This is a genomic window from Pseudarthrobacter defluvii, assembly GCF_030816725.1.
GTDB classification, from domain to species: domain Bacteria; phylum Actinomycetota; class Actinomycetes; order Actinomycetales; family Micrococcaceae; genus Arthrobacter; species Arthrobacter defluvii_A.
The window spans coordinates 274,961-292,211 of sequence record NZ_JAUSYG010000001.1 but is presented as its reverse complement, the minus strand read 5'-3'; the positions used below and the strand labels follow the sequence as shown (position 1 = coordinate 292,211).

The window sequence follows — 17,251 nt, the reverse complement described above, 5'->3', positions numbered from 1 at the left end:
ACCATGATCAGTTCAGAGACAGTCAGCAGCTACCTCACCCGGTTGGCCGCAAAGCAGCCGACGCCGGGCGGTGGTGCCGCTGCGGCCCTGCACGCGGCCCAGGGCGCAGCCCTGGTGGCCATGGTGGCGCGGTACACCACGGGAGCCAAGTACGAACGGCACTCCGCCCTGGTGGACCGGATTACCACGGCAGCCGACGATCTCGTCGGTGAGGCGCTAAGCCTGGCCGACGCGGACGAACGAGCCTTCCAGGCAGTCATCGAGTCCTACAAACTCCCGTCTGACACTGACGAGCTCAAGGCCGCCCGCGCGGCCGGGATCCAGTCCGCACTCATCCAGGCGGCACAAACCCCTGCCCAGCTCGTCAAGCTGTCGGGCGGGATCGTTGACCTTGCCAGCGAGCTGTTCGACGTCGCCAACGCCAATGTCATCAGTGACGTGGCAGCGGCCGCCGATGCCGCCCGCGCAGCTGCCACCACGGCGCGCGTCAACATTGACATCAACGTCGTGGCGATCAAGGATCCGGAGGCACGCGCGCTGCTTGCCCAACAGACGGACGGCATTGAAGAGAAGGTGGTCCTGGCGGCAGATGCCCTCTCGGCCCGTGTTCGCGAAAGGATCCTGGGTTGAGCACCGCAGTACTTTCCGGAAAGCCTTTGGCCGGTTTGTTCCAACAGGAGGTCCAGGACCAGGTCCGGTCGCTTGAACTGGACGGCGTCCGTCCGGTCGTGGCGGTGGTCATGGCGACCGCCGATGAGTCAACGCGCTGGTACGTCCGTTCCATCGAGCGGGCAGCGGAGCGCGCCGGAGTCACCTGCCGGACCATCGACCTGGGCCATGATGCAACGGAACCGGTGCTGGCCAGCGTCCTGCGGGACCTGAGCGGTGAACCGTCCGTGAACGGCATCATCCTGCAAACCCCGCTGCCGGCAGGGGTCCGGACCGACAACCTGGTGGGCCTTATCACCCCGGACAAGGATATTGACGGCGCCAATCCGGTCAGCCTGGGACGCCTGGCCGTCGGTCAGCCGGCCTTTGCTCCCGCTACCGCCCGCTCCGTCATCGAAATCCTCGACCACTACCAGGTTCCCGTCGCGGGCAAGGACGTGGTGGTGGTGGGCCGCTCCGCCGTTGTGGGCAAGCCGCTGTCCCTCCTCCTGCTGGCACGCGATGCCGCCGTGACGGTCTGCCATTCCAGGTCAGGCCCGCTGGAGCGCTACACCAAGGATGCCGACGTCGTGGTGGTCGCAGCCGGCCGCGCCGGGCTGCTGACCGGCAGCCACGTCTCCTCCCGGACAGTAGTGGTCGACGTCGGCACGAACGTCCTTGCCGACGGCTCGCTGGTGGGAGATGTGGACGAAGCCAGCGTCACCGGGACCGCCGCGGCGCTCACTCCGGTTCCCGGCGGCGTCGGCTCCGTGACCACCGCGCTGCTGCTCCTGCACACCGTGGAGGCCGCACGCAGGCAATCGTCCTCCGTGCCGCTGCCGGCCGAAGCCGTGGAGGCCCAGGTCCTGGAAGCCGCGGGCTAGGAAAGGCACAGCGTCAGCAACGGGTGTCCCGTTTTTCGTAAAAGGTGCTTCGGTGGGCCTAAGACCTGGGGAGGTATTCCTCATCGAAGCACCGTTTTCGGAAAACGGGGCCCCGTAGCCGGCACTTGCCGGCGAGTTAGCAAGGAGGAGGCCCGGATGCCTGCCAATGGAACGACAGCCATCGTTTCCAGGAGTACCGCCGTGCCGGGTCCCGCCCCGGGGCCTGTTCCGGAAACTGGATGCATACCGTGGTCCGAGGCGCGCCATGTCGCCTTCGGCTCGGCCAATCAGCTCCCGCCCGTGGCCGTCCCGCTCGCTGAAGCCATTGGGCGGACCTTGAGCCGGGACGTCACCGCACTCCAGGACCTGCCGCACTATGCCTCGTCCGCGATGGACGGTTGGGCCGTGAACGGACCCGGCCCCTGGCTGTTGGCCGGACCCGGCCAGCACATAGCCCTGCCCCGTGAGGGCAACAGATTTTTACCTGCAAACAGTGCGGCCGTGATTGCCACCGGCGGCCTGGTACCCCACGGTGCCGATGCCGTCCTGCGGAAGGATAGCGGCCTGGCTGCACGGGACACCAACGGCAACTACGTCCTGACACTCCGCCCGGAGGCGAAGGCCGGCGAGCCGCGCAGCGGCCAACACGTCCGTCCATCTGGGCAGGAAGCCCGGTCAGGGGACGTCCTCCTTCCTGCCGGCACTGTCCTTAATCCCGCGCATGTGGCCCTGGCTGCGGCGGCAGGGCACGACGCTGTGCAGGTCCGCTCCCGGCCCGCTGTCGCCGTCGTATTAACCGGGGCTGAAGTGGTGACGCAGGGGGTTCCGGCTCCCGGGCAGGTCCGGGACATCTTTGGCCCGCAGCTCGGAAACGTGGTTTCCCTCCTGGGTGGCAGTGCCGGCAGCCCGCAGAGAATCGGTGACTCCTTTGACAGCTGGCTGGATGCCTTGGACAGCCCCGTCCTGCCCACCGGCGATGCTGATGTCATCATCACCACCGGCGGCACCGGGAAATCCGGCACGGACCATTTCCGTGCCGCCGTCGGTGCCCTGGGCGGACAGCTGCTCGTGGATGGCATAGCGATGCGTCCCGGCCATCCGGCCGTGCTCGCCAGGCTTCCTGACGGGCGGTTCGTGATCGGTCTTCCGGGCAATCCCCTTGCAGCCGTGATGGCCCTGCTCACTCTCGGCGCACCCCTGATCGCTTCGCTTGGGGGCGCGCAGCTGCCTCCGCTGCAGCTTGTAATGTCCGGCCGCGACGTCGAGGGGGACACGGGGAGGACACGCCTCCTCCCCTGCCGGTTCCTGTCCGGCCTTGCATTCCCGGTCGGGCACACCGGCCCCGGCATGATGCGGGGGCTTGCCTGGGCCGAAGCGGTCATGGCCGTTCCTCCCCAGGGCGTTGACTCAGGGGGACCGGTTCCCGTGCTCCCGCTTCCGTGGGCAGCACAACCAGAAACCGCAGGAACACCCGGGGCGCAAGGACGAAGCATCGCATGGCACGCATGACCCAACGCCGGAAGATCCACCGCTTCCGCCTTGCCCGGCCACGCCCGGAGGCTACCATCCCGTGACGCAGAGGTTTGCCCTGCTTACCCGTCACCAGGCGCTGGGTACGACAAACCGGGGCGGTCTCCCTATCCCCATGGGTAGGGCATTCGGCATGCGCCGAAGCACTCAGCAGAAAGGATTACGTACTTTGCCTTCCACGGGTAACACTCTTGACATTGAGTGTGAGCTGGCGCACGCTTTTGTTGCATAAAGCGAACGTTGTTGATCATCCCGGAACGAAACTCGCCCGGAGATGCTCCTCCAGTCCCCCGGCTCCCCCGTGATGGCCTTGGGAAACAGCCGAACGAATTCATGATGGCCGATCCGGAAAGGGGCCCTGGCCCCCCATCGGCCGCACAACGTTGTCAGCATCCTTGCGGCAGCGCTAGATCACCAAAGGAAACTGTCTATGACTATCAAAGGTGGCAGCACCATCGATCAAAGCAGCGCGGAGCGCCGGAACCTGGGGGCGGCGCCGAAATCAGTCTGTGTGTCCAGGAAACGGCCCTCGGGTGCCGTCAGCGCTTTGCGCTGAAGCCAGAAGGGAACGAATCTCAATGATCAATCCGACCAGGACGACGGCCTCCGTCGACACCTCCACATCAAAAGAGACCAGCTCCAAGTTCAAACGCCGCTTCATGGTGCGGCTTGTCGCGGTCTTCATCGGCGGAATGTTCCTCGATGGTTACATCCTCGGAATCATCGGCCCCGTCACCGGATCCATGCGGTCAGATCTCCAGCTCGACGCACTATCGCTGGGCATGATCGCTGCAGGCCCCCTGGCCGGTATTTTCGTCGGCTCCCCGCTGGCCGGCTGGGCTACTGACAAGTTCGGACGCAAGCCAATGTTCCTCGTGGACATGGGCCTGTTCCTGCTCGCCTCAGGAGCCCAATTCTTCGTAACCTCTGGAGACGGCGCCGTGATCCAGCTGGCCATCATCCGGTTCATGATGGGCGTCGCGATCGGCGGCGAATACTCAATTGGTGGGCCACTGCTGTCAGAGTTCTCCCCGCCCAAGCTCCGCGGGCGGCTGCTCGGGCTGACCCTGATCGCCTGGTACGTCGGTTTCATGACGGCATTCATCATCGGCACGCTCCTGCACGACGCCGGCACCCCATGGCGCCTAGTACTCGGCACGAGCACGATACTGGCATTCGTTCTGTTCCTCGCCCGCATAGGCCTCCCCGAATCGCCGAGCTGGCTCATTACGAAGGGTCGGCACAAGGAAGCACTCACGATCGCACACCGATATATCGAATCGCCGCAGATGCACGACAGCATCACCGGAGAGATGGATCTGAGGATGCTCCAGGAGGCCCAAGCCGCGGAGAGTGGGACCAAAATCAAGAACGCCTCCTTCGGAATGCTGTTCTCGAGGCAGTACTGGCGCGCCACTGTCTTCACTGCAGGTTTTTGGTTCTGCGCGGTCACTCCGTACTTCGCGATCGCGACCTTCGCCGACGAGGTGCTCAACCAATTCGGCTTCGGCGGCGGCTGGGCCGGTGGAGTCGGACTGTCCGCACTTGCGGTCGCGGGCGTTGTCACCAGCGTACTTCTGATTGACAAGCTCGGTCGCCGAATCCTCACTGTGCCCGGGCAGTGGCTCTGCGCGGGCATCCTGCTGGTCATCGGAGTATGGGGGAACGCACCAGCGATCCTCGTGCTCGTCCTGTTTCTCGCCTTCTCCTACTTCAATGCCGGCTACACCACGATGACCCAGGTCTATCCGGCCGAGGTATTCCCCGGCCACCTGCGCGGCGTCGGCATGGGCTTCGCCGCATCCTTCAGCCGCATCGGAGCCGCACTCGGCACCTTCGCCCTGCCATGGGCGATCGCCAACATCGGCATGGGCGCAACCATGGTCGTAGCCGCCGCCGTCGCATTACTCGGCGCAGTCCTCTCGCAATGGCTCGCGCCTGAGACGAAGGGGCGCACCCTCGCCGAGATCTCAGCAGACTTCTCCCACTGACACCGGGACCGCACGGTCACACGCCACCGGATAACCGGACCTGCATAAAAGAGGCCTTCGCCGCACCAGCGGCGGAGGCCTCTTTGCTGCCTTTCGACACAGCATTGCCTGCCCTCGCAACAAAGCAGGAAATCCTTGACATCCGATGTGAGCTGCGACACCCTGTTGCATATAGTGATGCGCGTTGCTCATGGCGAAGCAAACTCCATCACCCGGTCAGGCGGATTCCAGCACCAACCAGGAGAACCCAACATTATGAGCGCATCACCCCGTGTCGTCATCATCGGAGCAGGCATCGTCGGCACCAACCTCGCCGACGAGCTGGCAAGCCGCGGCTGGAACGACATCACCGTCGTCGAGCAGGGTCCGCTGGAGCTCGCAGGCGGCTCCACGTCCCACGCCCCGGGCCTCGTGTTCCAAAACAATCCGTCCAGGACCATGACGGAATTCGCGACCTACACCGTGAACAAGCTCCTCGCCCTGGGCAAGGACGGCCAGTCCTGCTTCAACCAGGTGGGCGGCCTGGAGCTGGCAACCACTCCCGAGCGCCTGGCCGACCTCAAGCGCAAGATGGGGGTAATGACCTCCTGGGGTGTCGAAAGCAGGATCGTCGACGCCGACGAATGCGAAAAGATCTACCCGCTGCTGAACACCGGCAAGCTCACCGGTGGCCGCGAGGTCCTGGGCGGCCTGCTCATCCCCACCGACGGACTCGCATTGGCGGCCCGGGCCGTGCAACTGCTGATCGAGCGCACGCGCGAACGCGGCGTCACCTACCGCGGTTCCACTACCGTCACCGGCATCGCGCAGGAGGGCGGCAAGGTCACCGGCGTCGAGACGTCCGACGACGTGATCCCGGCTGACATCGTGGTGTCCTGCGCAGGGTTCTGGGGCCGGGAACTCGGCCGGATGGTGGGCCTGGAGGTGCCCCTGCTGCCGCTCGCCCACCAGTACGCCGTCACCACTCCCCTTGCCGAACTCGAGAACGTCAACGAGCTTCCGAACGGCGCCGGCAAGCCGATCCTGCGCTACCAGGACAAGGATCTGTACTACCGCGAATGGGGCGACCGCATCGGCATCGGCAGCTACGCCCACCGCCCGATGCCCGTGGACATGTCGGCACTGCCGAAGGTCCCTGCCGAGGACATGTCCGACCACCGCATGCCCTCCCGCCTGGACTTCACCCTCGAAGACTTCGTGCCCGCATGGGAGGACAGCCAGGACCTGCTGCCGGCACTGCGCAGCACCGAAATCCAGGACGGTTTCAACGGCATCTTCTCCTTCACCCCGGACGGCGGCCCGCTCATGGGCGAGACACCGGACCTCGAGGGTTTCTTCGTGGCCGAGGCCGTCTGGGTCACGCACTCGGCCGGCGTCGCCAAGGCCATGGCAGAGCTGATCATCGACGGCCAGCCGCAAACCGACCTGCACGGCTGCGAGCTGACCCGGTTCGAGAAGGTGCAGACCTCCGACGCGTACGTCAGCGAGACCTCACAGCAGAACTTCGTGGAGATCTACGATGTCATGCACCCGCTGCAGCCACGCGAATCGCCGCGCGACCTGCGCGTCAGCCCGTTCAACGTCCGCCAGAAGGAGCTCGGGGCGTTTTTCCTGGAGTCCGCCGCCTGGGAGCGCCCGCACTGGTTCGAAGCCAACCGCAGACTCCTGGCCGAACTGCCGGAAGAATGGCAGGCCCCGGAGCGCGACGAGTGGTCCGCCATGTTCCACTCCCCCATTTCCGCCGCCGAGGCGTGGAAGACGCGCACCGCCGTCGGACTTTATGACATGACGCCGCTGAAGCGGCTCTCCGTCACCGGCCCCGGCGCCCAGTCACTGCTGCACCGGCTCAGCACGGGCAACATCGCCAAGAAGCCGGGCGCCGTGACGTACTGCCTGCTGCTGGCCGACGACGGCGGCATCCGCAGCGACGTGACCGTGGCCAGGCTCGCTGAGGAAGAGTTCCAGCTGGGCGTTAACAGCAACGTGGACTTCGATTACCTCCGGGTGGAGGCCCGCCGGCAGTCAGCGGCCGATCCCTCCCAGTGGGCGCACGTCACCGACATCACCGGCAGCACCTGCTGCATCGGCCTGTGGGGCCCGCTGGCACGCGAGGTCATTGGCAAGGTCAGCGACGACGACCTCACCAACGACGGCCTGAAGTACTTCCGGACCAAGCAAATCTCGGTGGGCGGCATCCCTGTCACCGCGATGCGGCTCTCCTACGTTGGCGAACTCGGCTGGGAGCTCTACACCACCGCCGAATACGGACTGAAGCTGTGGGACCTGCTGTTCGAGGCCGGCCGCGAGCACGGCATCATCGCTGCCGGACGCGGCGCCTTCAACAGCATGCGCTTGGAGAAGGGCTACCGGCTCTGGGGCACGGACATGACCACCGAGCACGACCCGTACCAGGCCGGCCTGGGCTTCTCCGTGGCCAAGGACAAGACCGGGTTCGTAGGCGCCGAGGCCTTGGCCGTGCGCAAGGAACAGCCGGCGGCCAAGACGCTGCGCTGCCTGACGGTCGACGACGGCACGTCAGTGGTGCTGGGCAAGGAACCGGTGTTCGTGGCCGGGGAAGCCGTTGGGTACGTCACCAGCGCGGCCTACGCCTACACCGTCCGCAAGCCCATCGCCTACGCCTGGCTGCCCACCGGCCGTGGAGATCGGGGACTCCGTGGAGATCGAGTACTTCGGCCGGCGCGTAGCCGCCACCGTCAGCGCTGAGCCGCTGGTGGACCCCGGCATGGAGCGCCTGCGCGGCTGACCTCCCCAACCAAACCAGGTGGTTGGGCCTGCTTGAGACCGGCAGGCCCAACCACCTTTTTGTTGCCCCCGAACACCCCAATTCCGAACCGCCGTATTGGTCCCGGCATGACAATGGCGGCACCCGTACCGAGCGGGGTGCCGCCATTGAACCTTGCCGTTCCTTACAAACGGAAACCAGGCATCAGTTGTTGAGGTAGCCGTTCGGGTCCAGGACATACTTCGTGGCGGCACCGGCGTCGAACTCCGCGTACCCGCGCGGGGCATCGTCGAGCGAAATGGCCGTAGCATTGACCGCCTTGGCGATCTGGATCCTGTCGTGCAAGATCGCCATCATCAGCTGCCGGTTGTACTTCATCACCGGGCACTGGCCCGTGGTGAAGGACAGGGACTTGGCCCAGCCGGTGCCCAGTGACAGGGAGAGGCTTCCCTTCCGGGCGGCCTCGTCCGCAGCTCCCGGGTCGCCCGTGACGTAGAGGCCGGGAATGCCCACGGAGCCGCCGGCAGTGGTGAGGTCCATCAGCGAGTTAAGCACCGTGGCCGGTGCTTCCTGGGCGCCGTGGCCATGTCCGCGGGCCTCGAAACCGACCGCGTCGATGCCGGAGTCGACTTCCCGGACGCCGAGGATCTGCTCGATCTGGTCGGCGGGGTCGCCGTTGGCCACGTTGACGGTCTCACAGCCAAAGGAGCGGGCGCGGGCCAGGCGGTCCTCGTTCAGGTCGCCCACGATGACCACCGCAGCTCCCAGCAGCTGGGCGCTGGCGGCCGCGGCAAGGCCCACGGGTCCGGCACCGGCCACATAGACGGTGGATCCAACGCCGACGCCAGCCGTGACGGCGCCATGGAAGCCGGTGGGGAGGATGTCGGAAAGCATGGTCAGGTCCATGATCTTCTCCAGCGCCTGGTCCCGGTCGGGGAAGCGCAGGAGGTTCCAGTCGGCGTACGGAACCAGGACGTACTCCGCCTGGCCACCGACCCAGCCGCCCATGTCGACATAGCCGTAGGCAGAGCCAGGACGGTCCGGGTTTACGTTCAGGCAGATCCCGGTCTTGCGCTCTTTGCAGTTCCGGCAGCGCCCGCAGGAGATGTTAAAAGGTACCGAGACGATGTCCCCGACCTTGATGAACTCGACGTCGGGCCCGGTCTCGATGACCTCGCCCGTGATCTCGTGCCCCAGGACGAGGCCGGCGGGGGCGGTGGTCCGGCCGCGGACCATGTGCTGGTCGGACCCGCAGATGTTGGTGCTCACGGTGCGCAGGATGACGCCATGCGGAACCTTCCTGCCAATATTGGCGGGATTGACGCCGGGCCCGGCCTTCAGTTCAAACGAGGGATACGGGGTGTCGATGACCTCGACGACTCCGGGCTCCTTGTACGCAACGGCTTTGTTACCTGACATGGGCATGCTCCTTTGGTTGGCGTTCGATTGCAGCAGAAGGCCTGACGCTAAATGCCTCAGGCCTTCCGTGTGGTCCTACTTTTCACTTGCGGTGAATCTTGGGGGCGCACGGCTCCCGCCGTTTCAAGGGCTAGGCGTCGATCACCATGTCGGTGCGCGCTGTGGAGCAGCAGGGAAGGAACTTACCGGCATCGATTTCCCGTTTGCGGATTCCGCCCTGGTGGTTCATGTCGATCTCCCCGGACAGCTTGACCACCTTGCAGGAGCCGCACATGCCCTCCTTGCAGTTGGCGCCGATCCGGACACCCGCGCGCTGTGCCACCTCAAGGATGTGCTCCTCAGGGTCGATCCGCACATTGATCCCGGTGCGCATGAATGACAGCGTCAGGCTGCCCGTTCCCACGGTATCGAAGCTTGAGGCGTCGGGGGTCTGCGCCTCCGGGACCACAGCCGGGGTGCCGGCGGGGGCCTCCGGGGTGGCGGCTTCCAGCGCGAGTCCGGTGGCCTGCAGGGTTCCATCCTCGTCGTAGCCGGGCTCATACATCCCGAACGCCGCAGGCTGGCTTTCAAAGTAGTCCTCGGCGGACTCGGCAATGTCCTCGGCGATCTCCCCTGCGATGTCCGCCGCCAGGGCGAGTTCGGCCTGGTATTCAAGGAGGGTCTGCCGGTCGCCGGAAAAGAACTCCATGTAGATGGAGGTGTCGTCGACGCCCACGTTCCTGAGCAGCTCGGTGGCAGTGTTCAGGTACCCCTCGGGTCCGCAGGCGTACACCTGCCGGCCGTTGGCGTCGGGCGCCACCTCATCGATCATTGTTGAGGTCAGACGTCCGCTGAAGCCTTCCCAGTCCTGGGGCCTGCCGCGGTCGCCCAGGGCGTAAAAGACCTTGATTCTCGAGTCCACGGAAGCGATGTAGGCGAGCTCGCGGTGAAAGGCAAAACCGCCTGCTTCCGCGCCGTGGTACAGCACCACCACGTCGGCCGTTCCCGGCAGGGAGTGGATGGTCCGCACCATCGACATGATGGGCGTGATGCCGGCGCCGGCGGCCAGGAAGAGGTACCGGGCGCGCCGGTCGGCATCAGGCAGGTGGAACGCCCCCACGGGTCCCAGCATGTCCAGGACGGTGCCGGGCCTGACGTTCTGGTGCACCCAGGGTGAAACCAGCCCGCCGGCGTCGCGCTTGACGGTGACGCTGAAGGTCCACGGTTCCGTGGGCGAACTGGACAGCGAGTAGCTGCGGTCCACCGGTTCCTGGTCCTCGCCGTTTACGGGGAAGGCGATGTTCACGTACTGGCCTGGACGGAACGCCAGCGGGGCGCCGTCGCTGCGTCGGAACACGAACGTCATCATGCCGCCCGCTTCGGGAACGGTCTCGACGCATTCGGCCATGAACTCCTGCGGATGCCACGGCCCCAGCGCCTTGGCTGCGCTGGCCGGTCCTTCGATGCTGCCCATCACCCGGTTCCACGGCATTTCAAGGCCGCGGATGCGCTGTGGTTCCTGGACTGGCGTCTCAGTGAGGACGTCAATCATGCCAAGTGCTCCTGCACGCGCTGGACGTACCAGTTGATGAAGGCCTCCACCTGGTATTCGCTCTTCATGTAGGGGCCGGGTTCGTAGGCGGGGCTGGCGGCACCCTGCTGGCACAGCTCAACGAATGCCTTGTCCTGGATGTTGGTCTGCTTCCAGGTGTAGGTGAGCTTGTCGAGGTCGTAGTCGACGCCTTCCTCGGCGTCGTCGGCCACCAGCCAGGTGGTGCGGACCAGGGACTGGTGCTCGTTGATGGGGAAGACGCCGAACGTGATGACGTGGTCGCCCAGGAAGTGGAACCAGCTGTTGGGCTGCAGGTGCATGGAGCAGCGGCCCAGGCGGAAGTCCCGCAGGTCCCCGAGCAGCTTCTTGGAAAGCCTGCGGCCGTCAGCCGAGAACGATTCGCCTTCTCCGTCAAGGGATTCGCGGGAGATGCGGATTCCGGCAATGCGGGTGTCGAGTTCCTCAACCACCTCGTAGGGCAGGCTGTAGCGGCGGCACCGCTCCTCGAGGGAGGATTGTGCTTCCTTGTTGCGGTCCCATACTTCCTCGAGGTGGGTGGGGATCAGGCCCTCGGTCAGGCCCCAGGTGGGGAAGAGAGAGCAGGCGAGTTCCGGGTGTCCGTCGCAGTGGTAGCACTCACGGTTGTTCTCCATGACGAGCTTCCAGTTGCCCTCTTCGATGATGTTCTGCTGGTAGGCAATTTTCGTCTTGGACAGGTCGTGGGGTGCGAGGTAGGGCTCGAAGATCTTGGCGGTTTCGTCGAAGTCTGCGGGCGGAACGTCTGCGATGCAGACGAAGATGAGCCCGGCAACCTCGCGGCTGTGGGCGCGCTTGAGGGCAAAGCAGTTCTTGTCGAACTTGGCTTCGCCGGGGGCGGAGGCGTGGATCAGGTTGCCCTCGGGGGAATAGGTCCAGGAGTGGTAGCCGCAGACCAGGTTTCCGGTGGAGCCGGCAGCTTCGGTCAGGACACGTGCACCGCGGTGGCGGCAGACGTTGTGCAGGACGTTGACGTCACCTTCGTCGGTGCGCAGCACGATCAGGGAGTAGGGGCCGTAGTCCACCGTGATGTAGTCCCCCGGCTCCGGAAGCTCGGCAACGCTGCCGGCAAAGATCCAGTGCTGGCCGAAGATGGCCTCCATGTCGAGCTTGAAGATCGTCGGGTCGGTGTAGAAGGGGGCATCGAGGGAGTAGCCGGTGCGCCGCAGGGCGAACAACTCCGTAATCTCAGCCAGCTGCTCGGCAGGCAATGTTGACGCGAGCTTTCCGCGTGCGCTGAGGGGCGCGTTCACTGAGGTAGTCATGGGTTTCCTCCCGATAGGGCTGGGTAGTGAGCGATTTGCGGTGATTACGGAGCAGGTAGGGCAACAGGGGGTGTCAGGACGTTCTGTTCCTGAATGTGGGGAGGTCCATCAGCAACAGAAGCGATGACTCCAGAAGAAAACTGGAAGCACCCAACGCAACACCAATCACCATATGCAACAGTGTGACTCCTGCCACGCTCGGGTGTCAATCAATTTCTGATATGACGAAAAAGAGTCGGATTAGCGGCGTACCGCCCCAGAACCAGTGCCACCCACCAGCATCAGAACGGCGGCACACCGGGCTACCGGTGTGCCGCCGTCGCGGGCCTTCTGATGTGGATGTAATAGCGCGGCTAAGCCGGCGTCCCTGCCAGCTCCCCTGCAGACGCCAGGGCCTCCGCCACCTCACCCCGGTGCGGCTCGAAGCGGACAAACATGGCCTTAAAACCTGGGGTGTTGGACACGCGGGCCACGTTTTCCTTGTGGACCAGGGCGTTAGCCTCGGGGAAGTACGCGGCGGCGCAGCCCTTTGCGGTGGGGTACGCCACCAGGCGGAACTTGTCTGCCCTGCGGTCAACGCCCTGGAAGGTGCTGATGACGTCCACGAGTTCCCGGTCCTGGAAGCCGGCCTCGGCGAGGTCCTCCGGATGGATCAGGATCACGCGGCGGCCGTCGGAGATGCCCCGGTATCGGTCATCCAGGCCGTAGAACGTGGTGTTGTACTGGTCGTGGCTGCGGATAGTCTGCAGGACCAGGTGGCCCGGCGGCGGCGTCAGGTATTCCAGCGGGCTGACGGTGAAGCGGCCGCGGCCAATGTCCGTGGCGAAGGAGCGGGTGTCGCGCGGCGGGTTGGGCAGCACGAACCCGTTCCTGGTGCGCACCCGGGCGTTGAAGTCCTCGAAGGCAGGCAGGACGCGGGCGATGTGGTCGCGGATCACGTCGTAGTCCTCGGCCATGCCCCGCCAGTCCACGGGGTGCTCCGGCCCAAAGGTGGCCTCGGCCATCCGGGCCACGATCACGGGTTCGGCCAGCAGGTGCTCGGAGACCGGCGTTAGGCGGCCTTGGGTGGAGTGGACCACGGACATGGAGTCCTCCACGGACAGGAACTGCGCGCCCTTGGGGTGCTTGTCGTCCTTGTCCGTCCGGCCCAGCGTGGGCAGGATCAGGGACGTGCGCCCGTGCACCACATGCGAGCGGTTGGGCTTGGTGGAAATGTGCACGGTGAGGCCGATCCGCTGCATCCCCGCTTCCAGGGCTTCGGTGTCCGAGCAGGCAAGCGAGAAATTGCCGCCCATCGAGACGAACACGTCCACCTCATCGCGTTCGAACGCTTCCATGGATTCGACGGCGTCGTAGCCGTGGTGCCGCGGGGAAGTGATCCCGAACTCCGTATCCAGCGCTGCGAGGAGCCATTCCTTGGGTTTCTCCCAGATGCCCATGGTCCGGTCGCCCTGCACGTTGGAGTGTCCCCGGACGGGGCAGGCGCCGGCGCCGGGCTTGCCAAAGTTGCCCTGCAGCAGCAGGACGTTGACCATCTCCTTGATGGTGTCCACGGAGTGCGGCTGCTGGGTCACGCCGAGCGCCCAGCAGAAGATGGAGGCCTTGGACGCCACCAACATCCCCGCCACCTTTTCGATCTGGGTCCGGGACAGGCCGGTGGCCCGTTCCGTCTCGTCCCAGTCAAGCTGCGCACGGGCCACGCGGTAGGCGTCGAACCCGTCGGTCTGCGCGGCAATGAAGGAATGGTCGACGACGGTTCCCGGGTTTTGTTCCTCAGCCTCCAGGAGCAGGTGGCCCAGCGCCTGGAACAGCGCCAGGTCCCCGCCCACCTTGATCTGCAGGTATTCGTCGGCGAGCGGGGTGCCGCCGCCCACCACGCCGGAGATGGTCTGGGGGTCTTTGAAGTTGAACAGTCCGGCCTCGGGCAGTGGGTTCACGGCCACCACCTTGCCGCCCTTGTCCTTGCATTCCTTCAGCGCCGACAGCATGCGCGGGTGGTTGGTGCCGGGGTTTTGGCCCACCACGAAGATCAGTTCGGAGTCGTGGATGTCATCCAGGGACACGGTGCCCTTGCCGATGCCGATGGTCGGATTCAGCGCCGATCCGGAGGACTCGTGGCACATATTGGAGCAGTCCGGCAGGTTGTTGGTGCCCAGTGACCGCGCGAACAGCTGGTAAAGGAACGCGGTCTCGTTCGCCGTGCGCCCGGAGGTGTAGAAGACGCTGCGGTCCGGCGTGGTCGCCCGGAGGTGCTCTCCGATCAGCTCGAAGGCGTCAGCCCAGGAAATCGGTGAGTAGTGGGTGTCGCCCTCCCGGATCACCATCGGTTCACTGAGCCGGCCCTGGTTCCCCAGCCAGTACTCAGTCTTCCCTGAGAGTTCGGCAATGGAGTGCTTGGCCCAGAACTCCGCGCCCACGGTCCGCAGCGTGTTCTCCTCGGCCACGGCCTTGGCACCGTTCTCGCAGAACTCGGCAGTCTTGCGCTTCTTGTCCGACTCCGGCCACGCGCAGCCCGGGCAGTCGAACCCGCCGCGCTGATTCAGCCGGAGCAGGGACTGTGCCGTCCGGGCCACACCTGCCTGCGCCACCGCGCGCTCCAGGGCCACCATGACGGCTTTGACCCCGGCGGCCTCGGTCTTGGGCTTGTGGACTTCGAGGTTGTCCTCGTTGATGTCCGCGACGGGGGCAGGCTGCTTGCCGAACTTCATCGTTCCAACTTTCTTACCGACTCATGCTTACCGATCGGCAGTGAAAAGCGCGCCGGACGTTTCCGGCGCGCCTTTCACTGGCTTACTGCGTTGGTTCCTGCCGCTACTGCGGAACCTTGGCCAGGGTTTCCTGCTCCGCGCTGATGGTGGTGTCCTCGCCGTGGCCGGTGCGGACGACGGTTTCGGCCGGCAGCGTGAGCAGCCGTTCGCGGATGGACTTCAGAATGGTGGGATAGTCGCTGTAGGACCGGCCGGTGGCACCCGGGCCGCCATTGAACAGCGTGTCCCCGGTGAACACTGTCCCTTCGCTTTCGAAGTAGAAGCAGGTGGACCCCGGGGAGTGGCCGGGCGTGTGGATCGCCTTCAGGGTTGCCCCGCCCACTTCGAAGACGTCACCGTCGGAGTGGTAGCTGTCCGGCTTGGTGTCAGGGTAGACCTGCTCCCACAGGACAAGGTCCTCCTGGTTCAGGAGGATCGGCGCGCCCAGGGCGGCGGCGACTTCCCGGGCGGCGCCGATGTGGTCGTTGTGCGCGTGGGTGAGCAGGATTGCCTTGACCTTGCGGCTGCGGACCTGGTTGATGATTGCGGCGGCGTCGTGGGGCGCGTCGATGATGATGCATTCCTCGTCGTTGCCAACGATCCAGACGTTGTTGTCCACGTCCCAGGTGCCGCCGTCGAGCGAGAACGTGCCCGAGGTGACCAGGTTCTCGATGGTGACGCTCATGCGGACGCCCCTGCAGCCTGGATCTCCACCACTGAACGCAGGACCTTGCCCTCGTGCATTTTGCCGAAGGCCTCCTCCACCTGGTCGATGGTGATGCGCTCGGACACGAACGCGTCCAGGTCCAGGTTGCCCTGCTTGTAGTGCGAGACGAGCATGGGGAAGTCACGGGAGGGCAGGCAGTCGCCGTACCAGGAGGACTTGAGGGACCCGCCGCGGCCAAAGACATCCAGGAGCGGCAGTTCCAGCGTCATTTCGGGCGTGGGGACGCCCACCAGGACTACGCGGCCTGCGAGATCGCGGGCGTAGAAGGCCTGCTTATAGGTTTCGGGACGGCCGACGGCGTCAATCACCACGTCCGCGCCGTGGCCTCCGGTGAGGGCCCGGATGGCATCCACCGCGTCCTCCTGCTTGGAGTTCACGCCGTGGGTGGCGCCGAGGGACTTGGCCATCTCAATCTTGTTGTCGTCGATGTCCACGGCGATGATCGTCGTCGCGCCCGCCAGCTTGGCGCCGGCGATCGCGGCGATGCCTACGCCGCCGCAGCCAATCACTGCAACGGACTCGCCGCGCTTGACCTCACCGGTGTTGATCGCGGCACCGATGCCGGCCATGATGCCGCACCCCAGCAGCCCAACCGCGGCTGCGTCGACGTCCGGGTCCACCTTGGTGCACTGCCCGGCGGCGACCAGCGTCTTCTCCGCGAAGGCACCGATGCCCAGCGCCGGGGAAAGGACAGTGCCGTCCTCCAGGGTCATCTTCTGGGTGGCATTGTGGGTGTTGAAGCAGTACTGCGGCTGGCCCTTGGCACAGGCGCGGCACTCGCCGCAGACGGCCCTCCAGTTCAGGATGACCCGGTCCCCGGGCGCTACGGACGTGACATCCGGGCCAACCGCGCTGACCACACCGGTGGCCTCGTGGCCGAGCAGGAACGGGAAGTCATCGTTGATGCCACCCTGCTTGTAGTGCAGGTCCGTGTGGCACACACCGCAGGTCAGGATGTCCACGAGCGCCTCCCCCGGGCCCGGATCCGGCACCAGGATGGTCTCCAGGGACACCGGGGCATTCTTCTCCCGGACAACGACGGCTTGAACTTTGTGGACCATGGTTCTTGTGTTCCTTTCCTGGATCCGGCCGGATCCGGTGAGTGGGCACCAAGTGCCAATCTAGCTGACATGCCACGTCGGGAGACCACGTCACGCCACTTCGGCGGCCGCATACAATTGCGTATTACACAACAAGATGCACATAGCGCCTATGGAGAATATGGCAGTGGTCACACTCCATGTCAATAGATATATCAGTTGCAGGCCAGCGGCAGCACCCCTCCAGATCCCTTGCCGCGGTCTCTTGGACAAGAAGCGTGGCTTCCGGCGGAGCCGACATCCCGCTGCGCGCCCGAAAATTCCGGCGGTAGGCTGGATGGCATGGCTTTTGAAGAAACCCCTGCCGAGCGGCGCGAAGTGACCGTGCGCCGTGCACCCAAGTACGTTCCTTTCCTGATCCTGGGTGCCCTGGTGGGCGTTGTTGCTGCCGCAGTGGTGGCGTATGCGGTTCCGGGCGACGCCACCTTCGACCCCGGCGCAGTCTTTGGTTTCTTCCTGGTGATGTTCGCTGCTGCAGGTGCCATCCTTGGCGCCGCATTGGCGCTGGTGCTGGACCGCCGCAGCGTCAAGCGGCAGGAGAGGGCCGTGGTGGAAGCTGTTCCGGATTCGGAGCCCGATACCGATCCCCAGGGATAGCAGGTCACAAACCGGTGGCCGGAAAAGACATAC

At 65.3% G+C, this 17,251-nt stretch carries 12 protein-coding genes and 1 pseudogene; 7 read left to right on the top strand and 6 right to left on the bottom strand.

Annotation, left to right across the window (positions count from 1 at the left end; all coding sequences use genetic code 11):
* Positions 1–3 precede the first annotated feature (3 nt).
* From QF031_RS01245 to QF031_RS01220, 6 genes and pseudogenes are all read left to right on the top strand, one after another.
* The gene (locus QF031_RS01245) at positions 4–630 is read left to right on the top strand and encodes a cyclodeaminase/cyclohydrolase family protein (RefSeq protein ID WP_307422999.1); all 627 of its coding nucleotides are present in this window, start codon (positions 4–6) and stop codon (positions 628–630) included.
* Entirely contained in the window at positions 627–1,532 is a 906-nt protein-coding gene (locus tag QF031_RS01240; RefSeq protein ID WP_307422997.1) for a bifunctional 5,10-methylenetetrahydrofolate dehydrogenase/5,10-methenyltetrahydrofolate cyclohydrolase, read from the top strand. Before QF031_RS01245 ends, QF031_RS01240 begins: the two co-directional genes overlap by 4 nt.
* A gap of 156 nt (positions 1,533–1,688) precedes the next feature.
* On the top strand, positions 1,689–3,041 hold the full coding sequence (locus tag QF031_RS01235) for a molybdopterin molybdotransferase MoeA (protein WP_307422994.1): 1,353 nt from the start codon (positions 1,689–1,691) through the stop codon (positions 3,039–3,041).
* A 451-nt stretch (positions 3,042–3,492) separates the two neighbouring features.
* Positions 3,493–3,618, top strand: a complete 126-nt coding sequence (locus QF031_RS01230) for a hypothetical protein (RefSeq protein ID WP_307422991.1) — start codon at positions 3,493–3,495, stop codon at positions 3,616–3,618.
* A 22-nt stretch (positions 3,619–3,640) separates the two neighbouring features.
* On the top strand, positions 3,641–5,053 hold the full coding sequence (locus QF031_RS01225) for an MFS transporter (RefSeq protein WP_307422988.1): 1,413 nt from the start codon (positions 3,641–3,643) through the stop codon (positions 5,051–5,053).
* Between the two features lie 255 nt (positions 5,054–5,308).
* A pseudogene (locus QF031_RS01220) lies at positions 5,309–7,817 on the top strand (GcvT family protein).
* Between the two features lie 183 nt (positions 7,818–8,000).
* Here the strand turns inward: QF031_RS01220 and fdhA are convergent.
* The 6 genes from fdhA to QF031_RS01190 all read right to left on the bottom strand — a co-directional run bounded on the left by fdhA (position 8,001) and on the right by QF031_RS01190 (position 16,582).
* Complete coding sequence (fdhA, locus tag QF031_RS01215; RefSeq protein WP_307422985.1) at positions 8,001–9,215, bottom strand: formaldehyde dehydrogenase, glutathione-independent; 1,215 nt, start codon at positions 9,213–9,215, stop codon at positions 8,001–8,003.
* A 130-nt stretch (positions 9,216–9,345) separates the two neighbouring features.
* A complete protein-coding gene (locus tag QF031_RS01210) occupies positions 9,346–10,746 on the bottom strand; it encodes a ferredoxin reductase (RefSeq protein ID WP_307422982.1) in 1,401 nt (466 codons plus the stop codon).
* The gene (locus QF031_RS01205) at positions 10,743–12,047 is read right to left on the bottom strand and encodes an aromatic ring-hydroxylating oxygenase subunit alpha (protein ID WP_307422980.1); all 1,305 of its coding nucleotides are present in this window, start codon (positions 12,045–12,047) and stop codon (positions 10,743–10,745) included. The genes QF031_RS01210 and QF031_RS01205 overlap by 4 nt, the downstream gene beginning before the upstream one ends.
* Before the next feature lie 353 nt (positions 12,048–12,400).
* Complete coding sequence (locus QF031_RS01200) at positions 12,401–14,755, bottom strand: FdhF/YdeP family oxidoreductase (protein ID WP_307422976.1); 2,355 nt, start codon at positions 14,753–14,755, stop codon at positions 12,401–12,403.
* A gap of 103 nt (positions 14,756–14,858) precedes the next feature.
* On the bottom strand, positions 14,859–15,479 hold the full coding sequence (locus QF031_RS01195; protein WP_307422974.1) for an MBL fold metallo-hydrolase: 621 nt from the start codon (positions 15,477–15,479) through the stop codon (positions 14,859–14,861).
* On the bottom strand, positions 15,476–16,582 hold the full coding sequence (locus QF031_RS01190; RefSeq protein ID WP_307422972.1) for an S-(hydroxymethyl)mycothiol dehydrogenase: 1,107 nt from the start codon (positions 16,580–16,582) through the stop codon (positions 15,476–15,478). The genes QF031_RS01195 and QF031_RS01190 overlap by 4 nt, the downstream gene beginning before the upstream one ends.
* Positions 16,583–16,903: 321 nt before the next feature.
* Here QF031_RS01190 and QF031_RS01185 point away from each other — a divergent pair, with 321 nt between their 5' ends.
* The gene (locus QF031_RS01185) at positions 16,904–17,218 is read left to right on the top strand and encodes a hypothetical protein (protein ID WP_307422970.1); all 315 of its coding nucleotides are present in this window, start codon (positions 16,904–16,906) and stop codon (positions 17,216–17,218) included.
* Positions 17,219–17,251 lie beyond the last annotated feature (33 nt).

Bases quoted from the DNA above. Each gene is read 5' to 3' on its own strand.
- QF031_RS01205 (WP_307422980.1), bottom strand. From the start codon at position 12,047: ATGACTACCTCAGTGAACGCGCCCCTCAGCGCACGCGGAAAGCTCGCG.
- QF031_RS01235 (WP_307422994.1), top strand. From the start codon at position 1,689: ATGCCTGCCAATGGAACGACAGCCATCGTTTCCAGGAGTACCGCCGTG.
- QF031_RS01195 (WP_307422974.1), bottom strand. From the start codon at position 15,479: ATGAGCGTCACCATCGAGAACCTGGTCACCTCGGGCACGTTCTCGCTC.
- QF031_RS01185 (WP_307422970.1), top strand. From the start codon at position 16,904: ATGGCTTTTGAAGAAACCCCTGCCGAGCGGCGCGAAGTGACCGTGCGC.
- QF031_RS01210 (WP_307422982.1), bottom strand. From the start codon at position 10,746: ATGATTGACGTCCTCACTGAGACGCCAGTCCAGGAACCACAGCGCATC.
- QF031_RS01245 (WP_307422999.1), top strand. From the start codon at position 4: ATGATCAGTTCAGAGACAGTCAGCAGCTACCTCACCCGGTTGGCCGCA.
- QF031_RS01230 (WP_307422991.1), top strand. From the start codon at position 3,493: ATGACTATCAAAGGTGGCAGCACCATCGATCAAAGCAGCGCGGAGCGC.
- QF031_RS01190 (WP_307422972.1), bottom strand. From the start codon at position 16,582: ATGGTCCACAAAGTTCAAGCCGTCGTTGTCCGGGAGAAGAATGCCCCG.
- fdhA (WP_307422985.1), bottom strand. From the start codon at position 9,215: ATGTCAGGTAACAAAGCCGTTGCGTACAAGGAGCCCGGAGTCGTCGAG.
- QF031_RS01225 (WP_307422988.1), top strand. From the start codon at position 3,641: ATGATCAATCCGACCAGGACGACGGCCTCCGTCGACACCTCCACATCA.
- QF031_RS01200 (WP_307422976.1), bottom strand. From the start codon at position 14,755: ATGAAGTTCGGCAAGCAGCCTGCCCCCGTCGCGGACATCAACGAGGAC.